Below are 19,757 nucleotides of genomic sequence, written 5' to 3' on the forward strand. Positions count from 1 at the left end.
TAGCCATCAATGTGACGCGAATTAAAAAATCCCGCTCTTAGGAGCGAGATTGAACAAAGTGCTAGGTAGGAAAAGCAACGGATAGAATGACAAAAACAATCATGAGCACTTGTTTTTCGGTCGTTCACGTTAGGATTTCATCGGCAACACATAGCGTAATAATAATTGTTGGATACAGGCAAGTAGCGTTCCGATTGTCAACGGAGTAAGAATCAAACCCATTCCGATGATAATCAGACCAGGCGCGTCGTCAATCTGACCAATATAGAAAAAGACGGGAAAGAGACATGCCGTTAAAATAGCAACGATATAAAAAGACAATTTCATCGATTGAATGGAAGCAGTGATGAGTGGAAAAGCCGGAGGAGCCATCGACATATATCGAAGGATTCGGAGCGCATGGAATAAAATCAAAAGAGTCGGGATGAAGATAAGGTATGCGGTCAATAGAACACTGTAGCCAGGTCGCTCGAGTAACAAGTTTTTCGTGATACCATGCCAGACAAGTAGGATACCAAGACCAGCTAAACCGAACAGACTGAAGATGATACCGAAGACGATAAAGCGTAAAAACCGGACTTGCCAGACGAAATGATTCACGATATCAACTCCTTTCGAGGCAACAAACGTTTCTTTTAGTATACTGCATCCCCCGAGAGGCTAGTAGAAAATTCAAGTGAAGAGGCAACCGCACTTTAAAATAGTGTCATTAAGATGAAATAGATTAAGGAAATGGAGGTCACGTGATGAAACGAGAGCAACATGTCACGCCACATCCTAAAGGTGGCTATCAAGTGAAAGCTGCTGGTGCGACTCGAGCAACAAAGCGATTTGCTACACAGAAAGAAGCGATTGCAGAAGGGCGTCGGATTGCGAAAAAACAGAAGACGGAGCTTGTCATTCATAACAAAGAAGGGCAGATTCGCGAAAAAGATTCCTACGGACACGATCCATTTCCACCACGAGGTTGAGCTATCATATACGACACGTTCTGAGCATCAGAACGTGTTTTTTAATGATTTTCGTGTCAAATGTTTTTGACATGAGGATGGAATTTCATTACAGTAGAGATGTAAAAAGAATTTGACACGTCGTGGAGGAATGGACATGAGAAACCACATTAAGGAGCGACGTCTAGCGGCAAAATTATCGCAACAAGAACTGGCTGACCGCTGTCAGGTCAGTCGGCAGACGATCAATGCGATTGAAAACAACAAGTATGATCCGACTTTACAATTAGCGTTTAATATCGCCAAAGTATTGCAGACACAAGTCGATCATCTGTTCATTTCAGAACAGGAGGAATGGGATGTCTAAGAAAAAAACGGGTTTATTTTTAGTAACGCTCGTGATAGTGGCGAGTCTTACCATCATTAGTATGATCATCGAAAACAACGTAACGTTCTTCTCGATTGTTCAATTGGCGATTTTGTTGATCATGTTCTTCTCGTATTTTACGTGGGCACGTTCAGGAGAAGACAGTCGACCGACACCGAATGATGAACTTGGAGAAAAGATTACGACGGAGAGTGGGCTCGTTAGCTACAAAATTCTGATCGTCCTGATTTTTGGATTCATCTGTCTCGATTACTTTTTGCATGAATCAGCGAATCTGTTATTGATCGTCTTGTTCGCGATCGGACTGACACTGTTGCCGATCATTGAATTCCTAAAGGCACGATCCTATCGATGAAAAGGAATGGCAGTCGATCTTCTGCAATGGATGTTAGATACATTACTGGGAGAGACGACTCGTGTAAAAGTGCAAGTGCCAATTAACAGCGATTTTTTATGGAGGAAGGGAATCACCGTGACAGAATTAGAGTACCGATTAAGGAAACATATTGCTGAGATGGATTTCGAGAAAGCAGCGAAACTATTTTTAGAGTTAACAAAAGAAGAGCAATTCAACATGATTCTTAGTGCAGGGTTTGATACGTTTCATCTCACGATATATGCCTTTATGAATTATTTACTCCAACACCACGAATCGAGCGAGATACATGATTTGACATCTTCATTGATGCTACATCCACTTTGCCATCTCGAGGGAGCTTGCGTAATCGCTTTATTCCATGCAAAAAAAGCAGTCGAACTAGATCCTGATAACATCGAATGGTACATCAATTTGTTGATGTTTGAAAAGCATCCCGATGCTTGGTTTGCGCAATCAGAAGTAGAAGAAGTCTACCGACGGATCAAAGAGTTAGAGTCGAAGAACCTAAAGTGAGATCTTTGACAGACCACTCACTCCGCAAAATCGAGTACATATACAAATCATCGAACTGACCACGTGTTTTCTCATATTGACGAAGCAACCCTTCACGCTGAAAACCAAGACGTTCAAGCAATTGGTGTGAAGCAGTATTTGCTGGTAAGACAAGTGCTTCGATACGATTTAAAGAGAGCTCCTCAAACCCATATGTGATGACTGCAAGTGCTGCTTCTTTCGCGATGCCTTGTCCCTGATAAGCTGGACTCAACTCAAAACCAAGTTCTGCCCGCTGATGGCGTGCCGACTGATTCAAGAATCCGCAACTGCCGATGATGACATCGTCTTCTTGTAACGCGATCCCGAACCGGATGCCCGTGCCATCGCGACGAATCGAAGCGTACCAGTCAATCTCTTCAAGCGCGTCTGCTTCTGATTGAAAGGGGTCGAGCCCCATCTGTTTGACGACTTGTTCGTCTGATAAATAGGCGAGGACACTCGTAGCATCTTCGGATAACACTTCGCGTAAGACGAGACGGTTCGTTTTAAGCGTTGGGAAAGTATGTAACATTCAAAAAAACTCCTTTGCAAGAAAATGTATAAAGCTGTTGTGCAGACTTTAAGTCATATGGTAAGATTCTCCACAACAAGAGCATATCATTTCGTTGACGAGAAAGAGTAATGATTGTCCCTCTGCCTTACAGAAAACCGGGATTGCTGAGAGCCGGTAGCCAGATCAATCATGAAGATCCTCTCTGAGAAGTCACGCTGAACCATTCAGTAAGCGTGACCGGGTGTCCACCGTTACATGGAATGCGCATGATAGTGTGCAACTAAGTGCTGTCGAGAATAAGCATTCTCGGCGGAATATGGGTGGTATCGCGGTGAAGTCCGTCCCTGTCAAAGGGGGCGGACTTTTTTGTATTCTCTTAGTTACCGACAAAGGAGCGAACAAGAGATGACGTCACAAAATCAAGCAGAAACCGTACAACAACGCGAGGAGCGTGTCCGCAACAGATGGAAACAAGACCAAGTCTTCGCACGATCGATTGAACAACGCACGGAAGCGGAATTCGTATTCTACGAAGGACCGCCGACCGCGAACGGCTTACCCCACGTCGGTCATGCACTCGGACGAACCGTCAAGGATACCGTCGCCCGCTATAAGACGATGCAAGGATTCCGGGTCGAACGAAAAGCTGGCTGGGATACACATGGACTACCGGTCGAACTCGGAGTCGAGAAACAACTCGGCATCTCCGGCAAACAAGCGATCGAAGACTATGGTGTTGAAGCATTCATCGCACGCTGTAAGGAAAGTGTCTTCTCCTATGAAACACAGTGGCGCTCCTTCACGGAAAAACTCGGCTACTGGGTCGACATGGATGACCCTTACGTGACGATGGAGGACGAGTATATCGAAAGCGTCTGGCACATCCTCGGGACGATCCATGACAAGGGCTGGTTGACGAAGGGACATCGTGTATCACCGTATTGTCCGAGCTGTCAGACGTCACTCAGTTCCCATGAAGTCGCGCAAGGCTATCAGGACGTGACGGACTTATCGGCGACGGTCAAACTCCCGATCGTCGGCATGGAGCAGACGTTTCTACTTGCATGGACGACGACACCGTGGACGTTACCGGCAAACGTCGCGGTGGCGGTTCATCCGGAATTGACGTATGTCACAGTAGCGTTTAAAGGAGAGCGATTCATTGTCGCAAAAGCGTTAGTCGCTGAACTGTTCTCAGAATCCGTCGAGGTCGTATCCGAACAGCTCGGTGCGGAACTCGTCGGCTTGCGTTATGAACCACCGTTTGATTTCGTGACGCCAGAGAACGGCCACACGGTCGTCGAGGCGTCCTTCGTCCAAGCGACGAGCGGAACCGGACTTGTCCATCTTGCTCCAGCGTACGGGGAAGAAGATTACCGGGTCGTCCGGGAAAACGGACTGTCATTCGTTAATGTCGTCGATGCTGCTGGGTGTTACACGGATGCCGTTCCATCACTCATTGGTCGATTCGTCAAGGAGTCAGACGTCGCGATCATCCAGCTGCTCGCTGAACGGGGACGCTTGTTTGCGAAAAAACGCTATACGCACAGCTATCCGCATTGTTGGCGATGTGACTCACCACTGCTCTATTACGCACAAGACAACTGGTTCATCGAGACGACGGCCGTCAAGGAACAACTCCTTGCGAACAATGCTTCTGTGACGTGGTACCCCGATCACGTCAAGGAAGGGCGGTTCGGAAAGTTCCTCGAGCAACTCGTCGACTGGAACATCAGTCGTAATCGCTACTGGGGTACACCACTGAACGTCTGGGAGTGTGAAGCGTGTGACACGACGTTCGTTCCAAAAAACAAGGCTGACTTGTTGCACCGGACGACGACATCGACGGAATCCGTCGAGTTGCATAAACCATACGTTGATGCGTTATCGGTCTCGTGTCCGACGTGTCAGGGAGTGATGCACCGGACACCAGAAGTCATCGATGTCTGGTTTGATAGCGGAGCGATGCCGTTCGCGCAACAGCATTATCCGTCACGGACGCAGACGCTTAACCGCTATCCAGCCGATGTCGTCATCGAAGGCATCGATCAGACGCGGGGCTGGTTCTACAGTTTGCAAGCGATCTCGACACTCTTCACGGGACAGCCTGCCTATAAGCGCGTCCTCGCACTCGGGCACGTCCTCGATGAGAACGGACAGAAGATGTCGAAGAGTCGCGGGAATGCCCTCGATCCGGTGGCGTTAATCGAAGCATATGGTGCTGATAGCCTGCGCTGGGCGCTACTCGTCGACAGCAGTCCGTGGAGTGCGAAACGGTTTGCCGAGCGGATCGTTCAAGAAGCAAAATCAAAGCTAGTCGATACGCTGGATCATGCTGTCCAGTTCTATCTGACGTATGCCGAACTGGACGGATTTGAAAGTTCACGTCCGCAAAAACGGACGCGTCTCGACGAATGGTTGCTCTCGCGTGTCCATCAGACGACGCAAGACGTGACGGATGCAATGGACGATTATCAATTGACTCAAGCAGCACGGAGTCTTGCGCAACTCGTCGATGAGATCAGTAACTGGTACATCCGCCGTTCGCGGGAACGTTTCTGGCAAGCTGACTGGTCGCAAGAGAAACAAGCCGCGTACACGACGCTTCACTTCGCACTTTCGACGACGGCACGACTACTCGCTCCGTTCACGCCGTACCTTGCTGATGATGTTTATCAGCGATTAACAGGAATGAGCGTACATGTAGCGGATTATCCGGTTGCCGATCCAAAGATGCTCCGACCTGATCTGGAATATGAGATGACACAAGTCGTGTCTGTCGTCGAGTTAGGACGACAAGTACGTAATACGCACGCCTTAAAAGTCAAACAACCGCTTGCTAGCCTAAGCGTCCAATCGAGCGAAACCTTTTCGTGGGCGGACTATACGGCAATCATCCAAGAGGAACTGAATGTAAAAGACGTCCAAATCGTCCCGACGACCCAAGCGACGACACAGTTCCGTCTTAAACTGAACTTCCGCGTAGCCGGAGCGAAATTCGCACAGCAAGCGAATGCGATCCATCAATGGCTACAACAATTGTCTGCACAGGAGACTTCAGACTTGCTCGAGACCGGAAAATTGATCTACCGGACCGCTTCAGGCGATGAAGTCGAGGTGCGTCAAGCGGACGTCATCGTCGAACCAATCGTCCAGACGGGTTTTGCTGCTGCGACGAATGGTGGACTCACCGTGACGCTCGATACACGAATCACGGAAACACTGGAGCAAGAACGCTGGATGCGGGAGCTCGTCCGTTATATCCAGTCGGAACGAAAGGCACAAGCGTTATCGCGGGACGCCCGAATCGATCTCGTCTTGTCGGTCGATGCGACGTTCCAACCGATCGTCGAGACGTTTGAGCCTTTGTTATTCAAACACCTTGCCTTGTCCTCCGTGCGAACTGAACCGCTACAAGGAGCAGGGGATGTTCAGCTAGGCGGACACGATGTCGGTGTCTCGTTCACACCAACGAAAGAATATTGTTAAGGAGAAGAACATGATTGTATTAGAAGCATTAAAAGATCGACTCGTCGACGGTTTGTTAGAGGTCCAAAAAGAAGAAGGGGAAGTAGCCCGAGAACGTTTCATCTTTAACCGAGGAGCGACGGACGAACAGCTCGCGCTGTTACCTGCGTGGACGGCAGACGACTATCAGACGTTCTTACGTCAACATAACGGGGCGAAGCTGTTTCAGCAAGAATCGTTATCGTACAACGATGGATTCGAACTCTTTTCGATCGAGGATTGCCTGACGTATAGCGAGATTTGGGAATGTCCCGAAGACTTCTTAGCGATCGGTGCAGGACCAGACGGGGAGTGGATTGTCTACGAGATGAATCGCCCGGCAGGAAATCGGATTTGGAGTGGGGAATTTCTTAATTTCGAGGAATGGGAGGAAGACGCGATGCCGTTCGGCTTCGAGCGATGGCTCGACTACTTGATCGTCGCGCAGGGCACGCAATTTTGGGAATGGTTCCGGTAAGAGAGGAAGAGGTTCAGTGGACATTCAATTACAGACAGCGTCTCTTGCAGACGCTGCGAAGCTTCATACGCTTCAAATCAAGGCGTTTTCAGAAACGCTTGAGCGGTATCAAGATTTTGCAACGAATCCGGCGAACGAATCGATCGATCGTGTCATTCACCGGATCACGCATCCGAGCAGTACGTTTCATCAAATCATCGTCGACGATGTCGTCGTCGGCGGGATTTGTGTCGTTACGAAAGCACCGAGTCGCTACGCGATCAGTCCGATGTTCTTAGATCCAGCCCGTCAAGGTGAAGGAATCGCCCAACGCGCATTACAGCTCGTTGAAGCAGCGTATCCGGCTGCTGCGACTTGGGAACTGCGGACGATTCGCGAAGAGACACGTAACTGTTATTTCTATGAGAAGATGGGCTATCGATTGACCGGTGTCAGTCAACCGCTCAACGAACGAGCGACACTCGTTTCTTATCAAAAATCGGTTTCGGAATGAACGGGTTTTGTCGGAAGGAAGAACCACCACAGATTCGTTAATAGAGCGGCAAGGACGGCAAAGTTAAACAGATAAAGGCAAAAGAAGAAGACGAACTCACCGATGTCCTCAAGGTTAGCTAACGGATTATCGACCAGGTATGATTCGTGACTGATCCCGAAGATGAATAAAGGAAAGAAGACATAGAAGTATCGTTTCCAAAAGAATGACGCACGACCTGTTTGAGACATATGAGCACCTCCTGAAGGAATGGCACGCTTCTTCTGACCGGAAGAAGCGTGTGTTCGTTTACGATAAGGATGGTGTACTGACGACTTCGACGTGGCGCGTGACCGTATCAAACAGACGTGTCCGCGTATCGTTATGAGACAACAGCAACGGCTCACCCGTCTCGTCATAGATGAAGGCAAGCGGAATCGAAAAACCACAGTTGCGGTACGAACCATCGGCATGACTTGTTCCGATCATGAGTGCTTGTTGCGCCTGACTGATGATGCGCGCTTCACCGGACCACTCAACGTACTGTTCCTCGCTGAACATGCCGACGCCAATCGGGTTGAAGATGAGATCAAGTCCGGATTCCTCGCGTAGTCCGTCGTTTCCTAAGAAGATTTCGCGACAGAGGACGTATCCATAGCGGAACGACCCGTCGTTTGCTGTTGAAGGTGTATATAGCGGTCCAGCTTCTGGTGTTTTTGCGCGATTGAGCAGAATCGTCCCGGTCGCATCGATGATGGCAGCACGATCGAGATTCGCTTCATCTTTGTAACCGAGGACGATTGCTGTCTCGAACTGCTTGGCAAGATGTTGCACGCGTTCGAGTTCGGTGACCGTACAATAGCCTTCCGGGTAGACGATCAGGTCGACTTCAGGATAAGCGGCGATTTCACGTTCGAATTGTTCGAGTCCGGTCTCGCGTTTTGGTTGAGCGATTAATAATTTCATCAAAACATCCTCTCAGGCATAAATATATCTGAAAAATCAGACTTTCCATTCGTCATGATTTTACCATTAGTGGTAAAATAAAGCATATCGCTTTTTGATAAATTTTACTGCAAATGAAGGAAGGTCATCAGCTTGAACATTTCAAAAACCATTCTTGTGACACGCAATCTACAGGCGATGAAGGCTTTTTACATAAACCAGATCGGATTCCCGCTCGTCTCGGAAACGAATGATTCGTTTACGATGCAAATCGGTACTGATCAGCTGACATATCGACAGACTGACGATGTTGATACGCAATACCATATGGCGTTCAACATTCCGGAAAACGCCTTCCAACAAGGAAAAGCGTGGCTCGTAGAACGGACACCACTCTTGATCGAAGATGGACAGGACGAGATTTATTTTGACTTTACGGATTCGCATTCCTGTTACTTTTATGACCCGGATGAGAACGTCTTGGAACTGATCGCGCGGCATCAAATTAATCCGTCTAAAGCGGAACTGACGTTTGATGTATCCGACATCCTCGGAATCGGTGAGATGAGTCTGACGGTGAAAGATGTGCTTGAAGTCGGTGAGCAGTTAGCGGAGATCGGCGTTCTCGAGCGACGGGAACGTCCGCTCAATGGCGCGTCACTCAACTTCCTCGGACCGGTCGCGGATGGAACGCATATCTTGCTCGTCCCAGAAGGTCGGACATGGTTGTTCTCACCGAAGACGGCGAAGGTCAGTCCGATCGAGATGGAACTCGACGGCAGACATCGGGTCCGGCTTGATGCAGCGGGCGTATGGCATCAAAGTACCGTTTCTTCATAATTCATTATTCTAAAAAGTGAGGGAAGTAAGATGAACAAAGCGGTGAATGTGAGTATCGCGTTCGGATTATTGTTGTTCGTATGTGGTTTCTTTTTTCTGTTTGGCTATTTGACCCGGTCGATGCCGATTCAGCAAGGCGGTGACCCGGTCATCTTACCGGTCGCAGCACTCCTCGTTCTCCTACCATTCGTGATCCGTGAAGGCATGCGCGTTTTGACGTATGTCTCGCTGACACGTCGACAGGTCGGAGTACTCATCTTACTTGCAATCAGTGGAATCATACTAAGTAGTTGGATTGAGATGCAGCAGAATGTGGCACTGATCGATTTCCGTTCCTTCTTTACGATTCATACGTACGTACTTTTTGTTTCGGGCATCATCTTGTTGTGTCTTCTATTGACGGGACTCAAACGGATGCGCGTCCGAACGAAAGTGATTTAAATGGAAAAGGACTGAATGACATGGGATATATCACAGAATTACGCAAACTCGTCGGCACACGACCGCTCGTCATGGCAGGAGCGTGTGTCATCGTCGTCAACGATAAACAAGAAGTCTTATTACAACTTCGGCAAGATAACGGATGCTGGGGACTCGCTGGTGGAGCGCTTGAGATCGGGGAAACGCTCGTAGAGACGGCAAAACGAGAATTAAGGGAAGAGACCGGTCTTGAAGCAGAGCACCTCGAATTATTGAACGTCTATTCGGGTGATGCGTTTTACTATAAGTATCCGCACGGGGATGAAGTCTATAATGTCATCTCAGCATTTCTGTGTACGGCTTATACGGGTGAAATCGTTCGGGATCCGTCAGAAGTCGCGGAATTACGCTTTTTCGCTATCGATCAGCTACCAGAAAAACTCAATCCACCGGAACGACCGATCTTGATGGAGTTTGTTCAAAAACAACAGACAGCGCATCACGTCTCCATTTGAAGCAAAGGGTAAAACAAAAATCTTGAATGAACTGTTCATTCAAGATTTTTTGTTGCACTGGGATGCGTTTCAGCCTGTAGCATCAAGAGGACACGAAAAGGAGGAAACGCGATGCGATGCTTTGCGATTGATTTAGATGGAACGTTATTGAATAAGGAACACAGAATTTCGGCGGGAAATCAGGTAGCCATCAAGAAACGGCAGGATAAAGGAGATATCGTCACCATCGTCACCGGGCGAGCTGCCTTTGATGCGCGGCGGATTCTAGCGCAACACGAACTGGATTGTGCGCTCATTGGTGCGAACGGGGCAGAGGTCGAGGTGGGACAAGGTAGACGGTATTTTTTGAACCGTTCCAGCAGTCGAACGATTTGGGAGATCGTACGATCTACAAACGTATTCATACATATTTATCTACAAGACAACATCCTGTTACCGCAGTTTTCGCTTGCTGCTCTTCAAGGCGGAGATCGTGCGTTTCAAGAAGCGATTCAGGCTCAATTAACGCAATACGGTGTTGAGGAAGTTGACGAAATCGCAATCGATCAACTGGACGTCATCAAATTCATGTTCGTCTCACCTGACACATGGCAGCTCGAACACCTCGAGCAACAACTCCTTCAGCTGAAGATCTGTTCCGTGACACGTTCAGGTGCCTATAACTTAGAAGTCATGGCAAACGGCGTGACAAAAGGGACTGCCCTTCAAGACATCGCGAGAGCGTACGGGATGACAGCCGAGGACATCATTGCGATCGGTGATAATCAAAACGATCTACCGATGTTCGAAGTGGCGGGAACATCGATTGCCATGGGAAACGCTGAAGCATCTGTCAAAAGCAGAGCGACATACCTCACCAGTGATCATGATGAGGACGGTGTAGCGGAGGCATTAAACGGCTTAGAACGATGGGAACAAACGAAGGAGGAACAGTATGGCGAACATCTCGGATATCGCTAAACAAGCGGGTGTCTCGAAGTCGACGGTATCCCGTGTCTTAAACGGTCATAAGCATGTATCAAAAGAAAAGCGGCGGATCATCTTAGACGTGATGGAGCGACTGGAGTATAGTCCGAACGGAAATGCGATCAACCTCTCACGCGGTAAGACGAATACGATTGGTGTCCTCGTGCCGCGTGTCGGTCATCCGTTTTTTCATCAATTACTCGAGGGGATCGGTCAAGTGTGCATGGAACGAAACCACACACTCCTTGTCATCCAGACGGAACACGATTCAGCAAAAGAAGAAGCGAGTATGCAATACCTTCGCGATAAGCGGATTGACGGATTGATCATTGGCGCCATCAGTCAGCCGCAGTTACTTGAGACGATGCGGACGCTTGGACCAGTCGTTGCCTGCGAAGACCATCAGGATATCGTGCCGTCGATCTCTTTTAATCATGGAAAAGCGATGACGATGTTACTGCAACATGTAGAAGAACGAGGAGCAAAAACAGTCGGTCTCTGTCTTGGAAATCCAGATAGCGGAGTCGGAAGAGTCAGACGGGAGGCGTTCGACCAATATCTCAAGACGTCTACGCTCCGTCATAGCTATCAATGGTACGCGGATCGGTGCTATTCTTTCGAAGACGGACAAGCACTAGCAGGTCAACTTCTAACGATAGACTTGCCAGACGCCATCATCGTGGGCAATGACGAAGTCGCAGCGGGTCTCATCCATCAATTTCGCAAGGATGGCATTCGGGTGCCAGAGGATATCGCGATTACGGGATTTGATGACGTACCACTTGCCAGAGCGCTTGAAATAACAACGATCCGACAACCGGTTGTAATGCTTGGCAGACTGGCAGCAGAACAATTATTGGATGACGCGCTGAATCAGAGTGAAAGCGCTAATTCTTTACTGGAACCTTCTTTGATGATTCGACAAACGACATAAGAGACTGGGGGTTATACAGATGAATAAGGAAAAAACCGGTGCGACCGCTACCGTGATGACGATCTCTGACGAACGAGTCCGTAAGTACTTTCAAGCATCGATTGAAAAACAACGGATCACTCAGGAATTTCGCATGCTCGAAGAACTTGAGCGGACGGCCATCCCGACACCAAACGTATATGCCGTTGAATTAGAAGATTCGCCTTTCATTGAGATGCAGCGGGTCGACGGCAGCGAATTGTTAGAGTTGTTCGAACCGGAGCGAATAACAGATTTTCTTAACGCCTTCGCGACATTACATCAACGGATTCATCAGCAACAATCGCGTGTAGCTCCTGAATGGTACGATGTCACCGAGCACAAAATACGTCATCTATCACTAGAGTTACGCTTGAAGGCGGAACGATTACTCCAAAAACTTTACGTTCCGCAACAGCAAGGATTGCTCCACGGGGACTTCCATTTCCAGAACATCCTCGTGACAGCAGATGAAACGTTCGTCGTCATCGATTGGCATGATGCGACGACAGGTCCACCGATCGCGGATGTCGCGCGGACGTTGCTCTTGCTGTGGACAGCAGGTGAAACAACAGTATCGGACGAGGTGCGACGATACGTCTGTCGCGAATATCTTGACCGTTATCAAGCTGTTTCGTCAATCCAGCTATCGAATCTTTCAGACTGGTTACGACTCATGGCCGTTCTTAGGACGCTTGAGCAAATCCCGAGTGCAGAACAAAGGCAGTTAAAGGAATTGATCAGTCATCCAGACCTAGGCGCTTATTTTTTTAATACTTAAAGTATATACAAGTAGGAGGAACACCATTCATGAGAACCATCCTCTCGATCCAAGGCGGCATGGCATCAGGGAAGACGACATTAGCGCGAGCGCTTGAAGACGCTTACCCGGAGTTGCATGTCTATTATGAAAATCCATATCCGATCGTTCAAAAACGAAAAGAGCTCGGATTAGACATCCATACCGAAGACGGATTCGTTGAGAATCAGCGCTTGTTCATTCAAGCGGAAATCGAACGATTTCGCCATTTTCCCGATGGACACATCATATTAGATCGTGGTCCGGAAGATCTTGAATTCTACACGCTTCATTATCCACAGATACATGGAAACGACTGGGATATGGAACTCCGTTTAAAGACGGAACTTGAGGCATTAAGGACGTGTCGGTCCGACCAGATTCTTTATTTACAGGCATTAGACCATCTCTTACAAGAGCGGCGCGACGCTGATCAAGAAAGATCTCGTCAATCTTTTGAACAGCATCAACCGCTTTGGGCACTCGAAGAAAACTGGTATAAACAGTTTCCGGTCTATTCGATTGATACGACAGCAAAAACGCCGGAGCAAGTCCGACAAACAGCGGTGCAGTTACTTGCGTTTGGAAAATTCATATAAAAAAATTTGTTCACTAGGTAAAATCATCTTGGCGCTGCTCAAGATGGTTTTTTCGCTTTCCTGAAGCCGGTTGTTGTAAAATGAACTAAAGACAGAGTTGATAAAGGGGCGAACCGACATGGGGAAGCGATCCATTCAAGATGCAGCCTTTCTAGGGAAGAAGAAGCAGGTCATGCGCTGTATCGAACGAGGGGATGATCTGAATGAGTGGGATGAAGAAGGATTCGCGGCACTACACTGGGCAATCCAGGAAGGACACATCGCGATCGTCGCATTGTTGCTCGACCACGGAGCAGACATCAATCTACCCAATCAAGATGGAATGACGCCGCTACACATCGCATTGTATGACCGGAAATCTGAGATTGCTTTGTTATTAATGAAGCGCGGCGCCTATTTAGATTTAACAGGTGATGGATTTACAGCACTACATCTAATATCAGGTCGGTCTGGCAATAAAAAAATCCTGCGTCAATTGGCTCAGGATATGGAATTATTACACGAACGAACTGAAGAGGGTGAGGGAATGACGCCTCTACACATTGCCGCTCAGGCAGGGAAAGCAAAAAAAGTCACCTTATTGCTTGAAGCGGGAGCGGAAATCGAGGCAGAGGGTCCAGAGGGCATCACACCACTGTATTTAGCAGTTGAAAATAATCATCCGAAAGCCGTTAAGGCGTTACTCAAAGCAGGAGCAGATCATGAGATGAGTCCATCAGAGGACGGGGAGACGGTATTGACGCTAGCTAGCGCGAAGGGATACGAACGCATCGTCCGAATATTACTTTCTTATGGAGCAAATCCGCTTTACCGCGACGCTGCAGGGAGTTCCGCACGCGATCTAGCTCTTGCGAACGAGCATCATCAAATTGCGGAGATTTTACGCCAAAAAGAGATCGATGCGTTGTCTGAGGAAAAGAATAAGTGAACGATGGACGACAAGACAGGAAACATCTGCGGATGCTTCCTGTCTTTAATTTTTAAAGGATTTTCAATTTGCTTTGTCAAAATAGAGATTAAGAGAACGCATATTCGGGATTGAAAGGAAGGATATATCATGAACACAATCGATTGGATGGTATGGAATTTAAATGAGGTGAGAAGAAGAAGCACTAAAGTCTGGCAGTCAATTCCTGAAGATAAATTGAACTGGAAACCGGATGAGAATGCGATGACGTGTTTTGAGATGATCCGTCATGTGTTAGATAGTGAGTATTATTATTACTTAGCGTTGCAGAATCGAGGCAGTCTACCGTCGTATGAGTCCCCGTTTGAAGGGCGCGACTTCGTATCCGTGCAAGAGGAATTAGACTTTGCGGAAGCCTATCGCGACGAATTCATGGCATATGTTAAGCAACTATCCGAATCTGATTTAGCGACGGTTCAGATTGACCGTTCCGAATCGGGATATGTGCGTTCACTCGGTGATATGCTGTTACGGATTGCCTATCACGAAGCGGTACATACGGGACAGTTACTCGATTATCTGAGAACAGCAGGTGTTGAGCGGGTACGAGTTTGGGACTAAGATGAGTGGATAAGAAAAAAATAGTAGTGGTATGAGCTACTAATACAATCTGTCAGGTAGGGGTGAAATTTTTGAATATACGTTTAGCAACATCCAACGACATGAAGGCAATAGCAAAGATTTACGTTGATACGTGGAGGACGACATACGCCGGTTTAGTGCCCGATGTATATTTAGAACAACTCTCTGTTCAACAAGCTGAACAAAAATGGACACAGTTTTTGAACGATTCCTCACAAGATACATTTTTATATGTGGTATTGAATGAAAAGGGAATGATAATGGGATTCGCAGCAGCTCAAATTCATACTATTGATGGTGTACGGAAAGGAGAGTTGTCTGCCCTCTATATATTACCTGAAGCACACGGTTTAGGGATTGGTAAAAAGTTGATGGCGACTGTCAGCTTGCATTTCCTAAAAGCAGAGGTCTTCTCGATGATGGTTTGGGTAATGAAAAAGAATGAGCCGGGACGAGCATTTTACAAACGGCTTGGAGGTAAATACCTAGGTCACCGTGAGAGTCGTTTTGGGAATGTCATGGTAGAAGACGAAGCATATGAGTGGCTGGATGTCGCTACGCTTGTCCATTATCAGAATTAAAAATAAGGAGGAAGCACGATGCCATTGTACTTCCTCCTTATATGAATCACAGACTCCATTTCATTAATAATCCAGCTTGTGTCAAACCGCCACCGAATCCATATAACAGCAGCATGTCATCCGTTTTGATTTTCCCTTCTTTGACACCTTGATCTAAAGATAAGGGAATGGTCGCTGAAGAAGTGTTGCCATAATTGACTAGGCTGAAAAGCGTTTTATCAAAGGAAACACCACTTTTGTCGCAGATTGATTGAATCATGCGAAGGTTTGCACTATGTGGAATGAACCAATCGATTTGATTTAAAGTCATCGATGCCTGATCCACTACCTGTTTCATCCCACGGGGAACCGTGCTAACCGCCCACTTGTAAACTTCGCGTCCATTTTGGATGATTTTATTAGTATGAATGATAGGATCTTCGAACAAGTGATTTGACAGGTTCGAGCAATATAGATTTGCTCCCTTTTCTCCTTCCGAGTTCAAGTAGAATGAAATAAAATCAGACTGGACTTCATCGCGTTCCACAAGAACTGCTCCGCCACCGTCTCCAAACAAAATACATGTATTTCGATCCGCGTAGTCAGTAATTTTAGAAAGTGTTTCTGCACCGATGACAAGAATCTTTTTATGAAGACCAGATGAAATTAATCCGTTCGCTAGGTGTAATCCGTATGTAAATCCTGCACAGGCAGCGTTCAGGTCAATTGCTCCGGCATGTTCGATACCAAGTTTTGCTTGCACCAATGACGCGGTACTTGGGGTCTTAAAATCAGGTGTCATCGTACAGATGATGATCATATCGACATCTTGGAAATCTTTATTGTAACGCTGTTTTAAATTCATAGCCGCTTGATACGCAAGATCACTTGTCGATTCAGTCTGAGCCGCGATTCTTCGTTCTTTGATACCTGTTCTTTGAACTATCCATTCATCATTTGTCTCTACTAGCTTCTCTAAATCATGGTTCGTCATGATTTTCTTTGGGACATAAGAGCCGATTGCTGTCATTCGAGCATGATATACAGTCATAAGTAGTTCCTCCTCATCGAAAATATTTATACTTGGTTTTAGTACTAGGTACTAATTTAAATGTATTTTCTTTTAAATACAAGTAATATCACTTGCCGTACGCATTATCAGGTCGACTAGTTGAAAAATAGAGCAGTTTCTAGCGAATGCACGAAAGGAGAAGGATGGAATGATTGGTATCAGCATCGCCACCAGATGGGAGTTCGATGCGACGCTTGCGTATTTTCATGTCTCACCTGAAGAAAAAATCACCTATCCGTATGGTGAATATTTCACGCGCGAGATGAATGGGAAAACGCTCTTGTTTTACAGCACAGGCGTTCGAAAAGTAAACGGTATCGGTGCGAATCAATATATGATCCTCCGCTTTCCATTGACGAAGGTCATCGTTGCTGGAACGTGTGCCGGGATCGACCCGAGGTACGACGTACTCGATATCATCGTTCCGAATCGCGCCGTTCAGTATGATTGTACGGTCAAAGAGATTGAAGCACTTATCAAACCATCGTTCGTCGTCAATCTCGATGTGTCGAAGTATGGCAACGATTTTCATACTGGAACGATCGGAACGGCAGACCGCGCTGTCGTCATGTGGCGAGACTATATCGAACTGCGGGATAACGGTCTGACGATTGCCGATACGGAAGCGGGAGCTGTCGCGTACATCTGTCAGAAAAACGCCGTCGAATGTATCATCATCAAAGGCATCTCCGATTTTCCGACCGAAGAGAAGGACGAGGATGCTGTCGAGGCAAACGTCGAACAGATGCGGATCTATATCGAGAACACGCCGAAAGTCATGACGAAAATATTTGATTTGTATCTTAACCGATTTTTATAAATCAACTCTTTCAAAAAAATTCAACGATGTTTGCTTCTATAGTCAAGTTTCTGTCATCTCATTTCATTTACTTCATTCATTAAATTGCTCCTAAACATACTTTTCTATTAAACATATGTTATGTTTCAACAAACTATATTCTACGCAAAAGGATGATTTGAATGTGGAAGGCGTTATTGTTTAATTCTGTTTGGATGGGTATCACAATACCAATTCTTTTGAGTATGGTTTTTACAATTTTGCATCCTCTACTTGTTTCTGATAACAGTGGTGTTCTCATGATTGTCGTTGCGTTAATCATTGGCATAATCGATGTTTACCTATCAATTCGGATTTGGACATGGATCGAAGGAAAGTCCTACAAACGAAAACGGTACATGTGAGTGAAGCCTAACGGATGAACACTTTAAAAAGTCGCTTTACCTTTTTACATTGCTATGAGATGGCTTCGGTATTGAACCGGAGTCATTTTTGTCGTTTTCAGATGTCACGATACCCTCCATTAGGAAAAAATAAAAAATCCCAAAATTGTATTATGAAATATATAATATATGGTAGAAGATATTTATTGGAAATGACATTTTTTAATGTCATGAAATGAGGATATAAAAATATGAATTACATAGAACACTTAGAAGCCCATTGTGGTGAAAGTACTGGTCACCTTGAGATGGAAGAATTACAAGATCATGCGATTCAAATGTTGCAGTTTCAAAATGCACCGTTTGCGAATGCGAATACCGTGACATCACTTGGATTATTGCATCACCCATTGCAATTCGAGAACGGTGCCGTTGTCCATCAAGAAGTGATGCTATCCGTCATGCAACAAGATGCCGAGTCGGATTTAATTGAGTTGATCTATCGCTTGACGCTGGAAGCATTAAAGACTGGACACGCTTATGATTTAGGCGAGTACTTACCGATGCCGGTTGGGTTGTTATCGAAGTACGACTTCGCTGCCCTATACGTGACGACACCGTTCTACTTTGAAGAATCATTTCAAGTCTATAAAGGGAACACGGCATTCGGGGAACCGGAGACGGTGTTACCAGTCTGGTTCGTACCCATCTTTGCTTCGGAAGTCGCTTACATCGAAAAATACGGTACTGAGGAATTTAATGAGATGTTATATGAAACTGAGATGCAGCTGCTTAATTTAAAACGACATCCGCTCGTGGGAGACAATGAAGAAATTGAAGAATCGATTTTTAACAGGGAGGTATTCGTTTGCGAATGCGAAATTACCGACGCCCTTTTTGAAGACGATATCCAACGACCATTAGTACTAAATGGACCGCTAGCGAAAGCGTATCACATGAGTGTTGAATCGGGAGAACAAGGCGATACAGATCAAAATGAAACTTTCCTGTTTGATTTTCTAAATCATCAAAATCGTTTTCCGATCTACGTGACCTTTTTTGCTTTTGAAGAGGAAGACAAAGACAACAGGGCTTTTTTCTCGCAACATCATATGTCGTTCACTTCACATGTCTTGTCTAGACAGAAACAAACGAACGGTTGGTTACGTGGAAAACGAACATCGACAAGTGAGAGTCATTTTTTCACGGTAAAGATTGAAAATGCTAGGATGCTCGAACTCATCCTTGAACACGCTTATAGAGTTGCGTCGATGAACGAACTGTTCATGTTTTCGTATTCCAATCGCTTGTCGATTCAACAAGAGGTCGAAACGACGTACCGAAAAACACGTGTCTTAGAAGATCGGTTCGTTTATCCGGAAGATACGACCGTCGTGATTGTCGGCCATGATGGAACAATGCTTTATCTGCTATCGAACGAAGAACACTTCGCTTATGATCTTCGGACGGACTGGGCGAAACGACTACGACAACAGTTACCGAACGATACGGTGATTCGCCAGCTGAATGGCGAATTGTTCGCAGACCTATAAGAGTGGAGGGAACTTCATGCAACTCATCAAACCAATGAACGGTCAGAATCATTTTTGGCTGTTCGAAAAGGATGGACGGACACTCTACACGTTTCACGGCATCTTGGGAGAGAGAGTGAAAGAACCAATGAGCGAGCAAAAGTTCTCGCGCTTTTTTAATCTAGATGCCTATATCCGAGAACTCGTAGCTGAGAAAGAAAAGGACGGATACTCGGTCGTTCAAGAAGCGGATTACCACGAAGTTGTCGTAGAGATCTTTTGTCAGGATACAGAGTATGACGTCATCTTTGAGCGTCGCTCGAGCATTGAAGAAGACCTCAATGAATTTCTTTTTGAAATCGGCAATGGGTATTTTGTTGAAGATGAATATGGTCCAGAAGCGATCGAATTCGTCCTTCATATCTTGGAGCCGTCTTATATCGTTGAACCCGTCATTGATTATTTTAAGGACCAGTTTAATCTGAAGAAAATCCGAATGGGGCAGGCAAAAGTTCATTACGGCAGACGTTTGACCGGACTTTATCCCACAGGCAAGAACTTTAACCGAAAAAATTAAACACAAAATGTATAACGAGGAGTCATA

General features: G+C 46.4%; 25 protein-coding genes and 1 other annotated feature. Of the genes, 20 read left to right on the forward strand and 5 right to left on the reverse strand.

Annotation, left to right across the window (positions count from 1 at the left end):
- Positions 1–129: 129 nt before the first annotated feature.
- Positions 130–600, reverse strand: coding sequence for a DUF2975 domain-containing protein (locus EXW93_RS16380; RefSeq protein ID WP_058713571.1), 471 nt, complete (start codon positions 598–600; stop codon positions 130–132).
- Between the two features lie 146 nt (positions 601–746).
- On the opposite strand from EXW93_RS16380, the gene EXW93_RS06550 reads away from it, so the two are divergent.
- From EXW93_RS06550 to EXW93_RS06565, 4 genes are all read left to right on the forward strand, one after another.
- Entirely contained in the window at positions 747–971 is a 225-nt protein-coding gene (locus EXW93_RS06550; protein ID WP_058265324.1) for a DUF2188 domain-containing protein, read from the forward strand.
- 136 nt (positions 972–1,107) lie between these two features.
- Entirely contained in the window at positions 1,108–1,317 is a 210-nt protein-coding gene (locus tag EXW93_RS06555; protein ID WP_023468028.1) for a helix-turn-helix transcriptional regulator, read from the forward strand.
- Positions 1,310–1,693 (forward strand): hypothetical protein, encoded by a 384-nt coding sequence (locus tag EXW93_RS06560; RefSeq protein ID WP_035397856.1) that lies wholly within the window; start codon positions 1,310–1,312, stop codon positions 1,691–1,693. The genes EXW93_RS06555 and EXW93_RS06560 overlap by 8 nt, the downstream gene beginning before the upstream one ends.
- Positions 1,694–1,810: 117 nt before the next feature.
- Positions 1,811–2,230, forward strand: coding sequence for a hypothetical protein (locus EXW93_RS06565; protein ID WP_055967510.1), 420 nt, complete (start codon positions 1,811–1,813; stop codon positions 2,228–2,230).
- Here EXW93_RS06565 and EXW93_RS06570 read toward each other — a convergent pair.
- Positions 2,199–2,783 carry a GNAT family N-acetyltransferase gene (locus tag EXW93_RS06570; RefSeq protein ID WP_174316180.1) on the reverse strand — a complete coding sequence of 195 codons (585 nt, stop codon included), beginning with the start codon at positions 2,781–2,783 and terminating at the stop codon, positions 2,199–2,201. The two genes, EXW93_RS06565 and EXW93_RS06570, sit on opposite strands and share 32 nt — an antisense overlap.
- A gap of 85 nt (positions 2,784–2,868) precedes the next feature.
- Positions 2,869–3,114 (forward strand) — a binding site (T-box leader).
- 56 nt (positions 3,115–3,170) lie between these two features.
- Here EXW93_RS06570 and ileS point away from each other — a divergent pair.
- The 3 genes from ileS to EXW93_RS16385 are packed head-to-tail and all read left to right on the forward strand — an operon-like array spanning position 3,171 to position 7,243.
- A complete protein-coding gene (ileS, locus tag EXW93_RS06575) occupies positions 3,171–6,254 on the forward strand; it encodes an isoleucine--tRNA ligase (protein WP_174316181.1) in 3,084 nt (1,027 codons plus the stop codon).
- Between the two features lie 10 nt (positions 6,255–6,264).
- Positions 6,265–6,750 carry an SMI1/KNR4 family protein gene (locus EXW93_RS06580; protein WP_058713568.1) on the forward strand — a complete coding sequence of 162 codons (486 nt, stop codon included), beginning with the start codon at positions 6,265–6,267 and terminating at the stop codon, positions 6,748–6,750.
- Between the two features lie 16 nt (positions 6,751–6,766).
- The gene (locus EXW93_RS16385) at positions 6,767–7,243 is read left to right on the forward strand and encodes a GNAT family N-acetyltransferase (protein WP_058713567.1); all 477 of its coding nucleotides are present in this window, start codon (positions 6,767–6,769) and stop codon (positions 7,241–7,243) included.
- On the opposite strand, the gene EXW93_RS06590 is transcribed toward EXW93_RS16385, so the two are convergent.
- Both EXW93_RS06590 and EXW93_RS06595 read right to left on the reverse strand, forming a co-directional pair.
- Positions 7,222–7,473, reverse strand: coding sequence for a hypothetical protein (locus EXW93_RS06590; protein ID WP_058713566.1), 252 nt, complete (start codon positions 7,471–7,473; stop codon positions 7,222–7,224). The two genes, EXW93_RS16385 and EXW93_RS06590, sit on opposite strands and share 22 nt — an antisense overlap.
- A gap of 58 nt (positions 7,474–7,531) precedes the next feature.
- Complete coding sequence (locus tag EXW93_RS06595) at positions 7,532–8,188, reverse strand: carbon-nitrogen hydrolase family protein (protein ID WP_058713565.1); 657 nt, start codon at positions 8,186–8,188, stop codon at positions 7,532–7,534.
- Between the two features lie 132 nt (positions 8,189–8,320).
- On the opposite strand from EXW93_RS06595, the gene EXW93_RS06600 reads away from it, so the two are divergent.
- The 10 genes from EXW93_RS06600 to EXW93_RS06645 all read left to right on the forward strand — a co-directional run bounded on the left by EXW93_RS06600 (position 8,321) and on the right by EXW93_RS06645 (position 15,388).
- Positions 8,321–9,007, forward strand: a complete 687-nt coding sequence (locus EXW93_RS06600; RefSeq protein ID WP_058713564.1) for a glyoxalase — start codon at positions 8,321–8,323, stop codon at positions 9,005–9,007.
- A gap of 30 nt (positions 9,008–9,037) precedes the next feature.
- The gene (locus EXW93_RS06605; protein WP_174316182.1) at positions 9,038–9,448 is read left to right on the forward strand and encodes a hypothetical protein; all 411 of its coding nucleotides are present in this window, start codon (positions 9,038–9,040) and stop codon (positions 9,446–9,448) included.
- Positions 9,449–9,468: 20 nt separating this feature from the next.
- Positions 9,469–9,942: an NUDIX hydrolase gene (locus tag EXW93_RS06610; protein ID WP_064300054.1), complete on the forward strand. Its 474-nt coding sequence runs from the start codon at positions 9,469–9,471 to the stop codon at positions 9,940–9,942.
- Between the two features lie 111 nt (positions 9,943–10,053).
- On the forward strand, positions 10,054–10,902 hold the full coding sequence (locus tag EXW93_RS06615; protein WP_174316183.1) for a Cof-type HAD-IIB family hydrolase: 849 nt from the start codon (positions 10,054–10,056) through the stop codon (positions 10,900–10,902).
- Entirely contained in the window at positions 10,877–11,842 is a 966-nt protein-coding gene (locus EXW93_RS06620) for a LacI family DNA-binding transcriptional regulator (protein ID WP_174316184.1), read from the forward strand. The genes EXW93_RS06615 and EXW93_RS06620 overlap by 26 nt, the downstream gene beginning before the upstream one ends.
- A gap of 19 nt (positions 11,843–11,861) precedes the next feature.
- Positions 11,862–12,641: a phosphotransferase family protein gene (locus tag EXW93_RS06625; protein ID WP_174316185.1), complete on the forward strand. Its 780-nt coding sequence runs from the start codon at positions 11,862–11,864 to the stop codon at positions 12,639–12,641.
- Positions 12,642–12,670: 29 nt separating this feature from the next.
- A complete protein-coding gene (locus tag EXW93_RS06630; RefSeq protein WP_174316186.1) occupies positions 12,671–13,258 on the forward strand; it encodes an AAA family ATPase in 588 nt (195 codons plus the stop codon).
- Between the two features lie 118 nt (positions 13,259–13,376).
- Complete coding sequence (locus EXW93_RS06635) at positions 13,377–14,186, forward strand: ankyrin repeat domain-containing protein (protein ID WP_174316187.1); 810 nt, start codon at positions 13,377–13,379, stop codon at positions 14,184–14,186.
- Positions 14,187–14,315: 129 nt separating this feature from the next.
- Positions 14,316–14,786 carry a DinB family protein gene (locus tag EXW93_RS06640; protein ID WP_174316188.1) on the forward strand — a complete coding sequence of 157 codons (471 nt, stop codon included), beginning with the start codon at positions 14,316–14,318 and terminating at the stop codon, positions 14,784–14,786.
- Between the two features lie 71 nt (positions 14,787–14,857).
- Positions 14,858–15,388: a GNAT family N-acetyltransferase gene (locus EXW93_RS06645; RefSeq protein WP_174316189.1), complete on the forward strand. Its 531-nt coding sequence runs from the start codon at positions 14,858–14,860 to the stop codon at positions 15,386–15,388.
- A gap of 46 nt (positions 15,389–15,434) precedes the next feature.
- On the opposite strand, the gene EXW93_RS06650 is transcribed toward EXW93_RS06645, so the two are convergent.
- A complete protein-coding gene (locus EXW93_RS06650; RefSeq protein ID WP_174316190.1) occupies positions 15,435–16,418 on the reverse strand; it encodes a ketoacyl-ACP synthase III in 984 nt (327 codons plus the stop codon).
- Between the two features lie 169 nt (positions 16,419–16,587).
- On the opposite strand from EXW93_RS06650, the gene EXW93_RS06655 reads away from it, so the two are divergent.
- The 3 genes from EXW93_RS06655 (at position 16,588) to EXW93_RS06665 (ending at position 19,730) form a co-directional block, all read left to right on the forward strand.
- Entirely contained in the window at positions 16,588–17,259 is a 672-nt protein-coding gene (locus EXW93_RS06655; RefSeq protein WP_174316191.1) for a 5'-methylthioadenosine/S-adenosylhomocysteine nucleosidase family protein, read from the forward strand.
- A 613-nt stretch (positions 17,260–17,872) separates the two neighbouring features.
- Positions 17,873–19,174, forward strand: coding sequence for a suppressor of fused domain protein (locus EXW93_RS06660; RefSeq protein ID WP_174316192.1), 1,302 nt, complete (start codon positions 17,873–17,875; stop codon positions 19,172–19,174).
- Between the two features lie 16 nt (positions 19,175–19,190).
- On the forward strand, positions 19,191–19,730 hold the full coding sequence (locus tag EXW93_RS06665) for a hypothetical protein (protein ID WP_174316193.1): 540 nt from the start codon (positions 19,191–19,193) through the stop codon (positions 19,728–19,730).
- Positions 19,731–19,757 lie beyond the last annotated feature (27 nt).

This window comes from Exiguobacterium sp. JMULE1 (assembly GCF_013337175.1).
GTDB classification, from domain to species: domain Bacteria; phylum Bacillota; class Bacilli; order Exiguobacteriales; family Exiguobacteriaceae; genus Exiguobacterium_A; species Exiguobacterium_A indicum.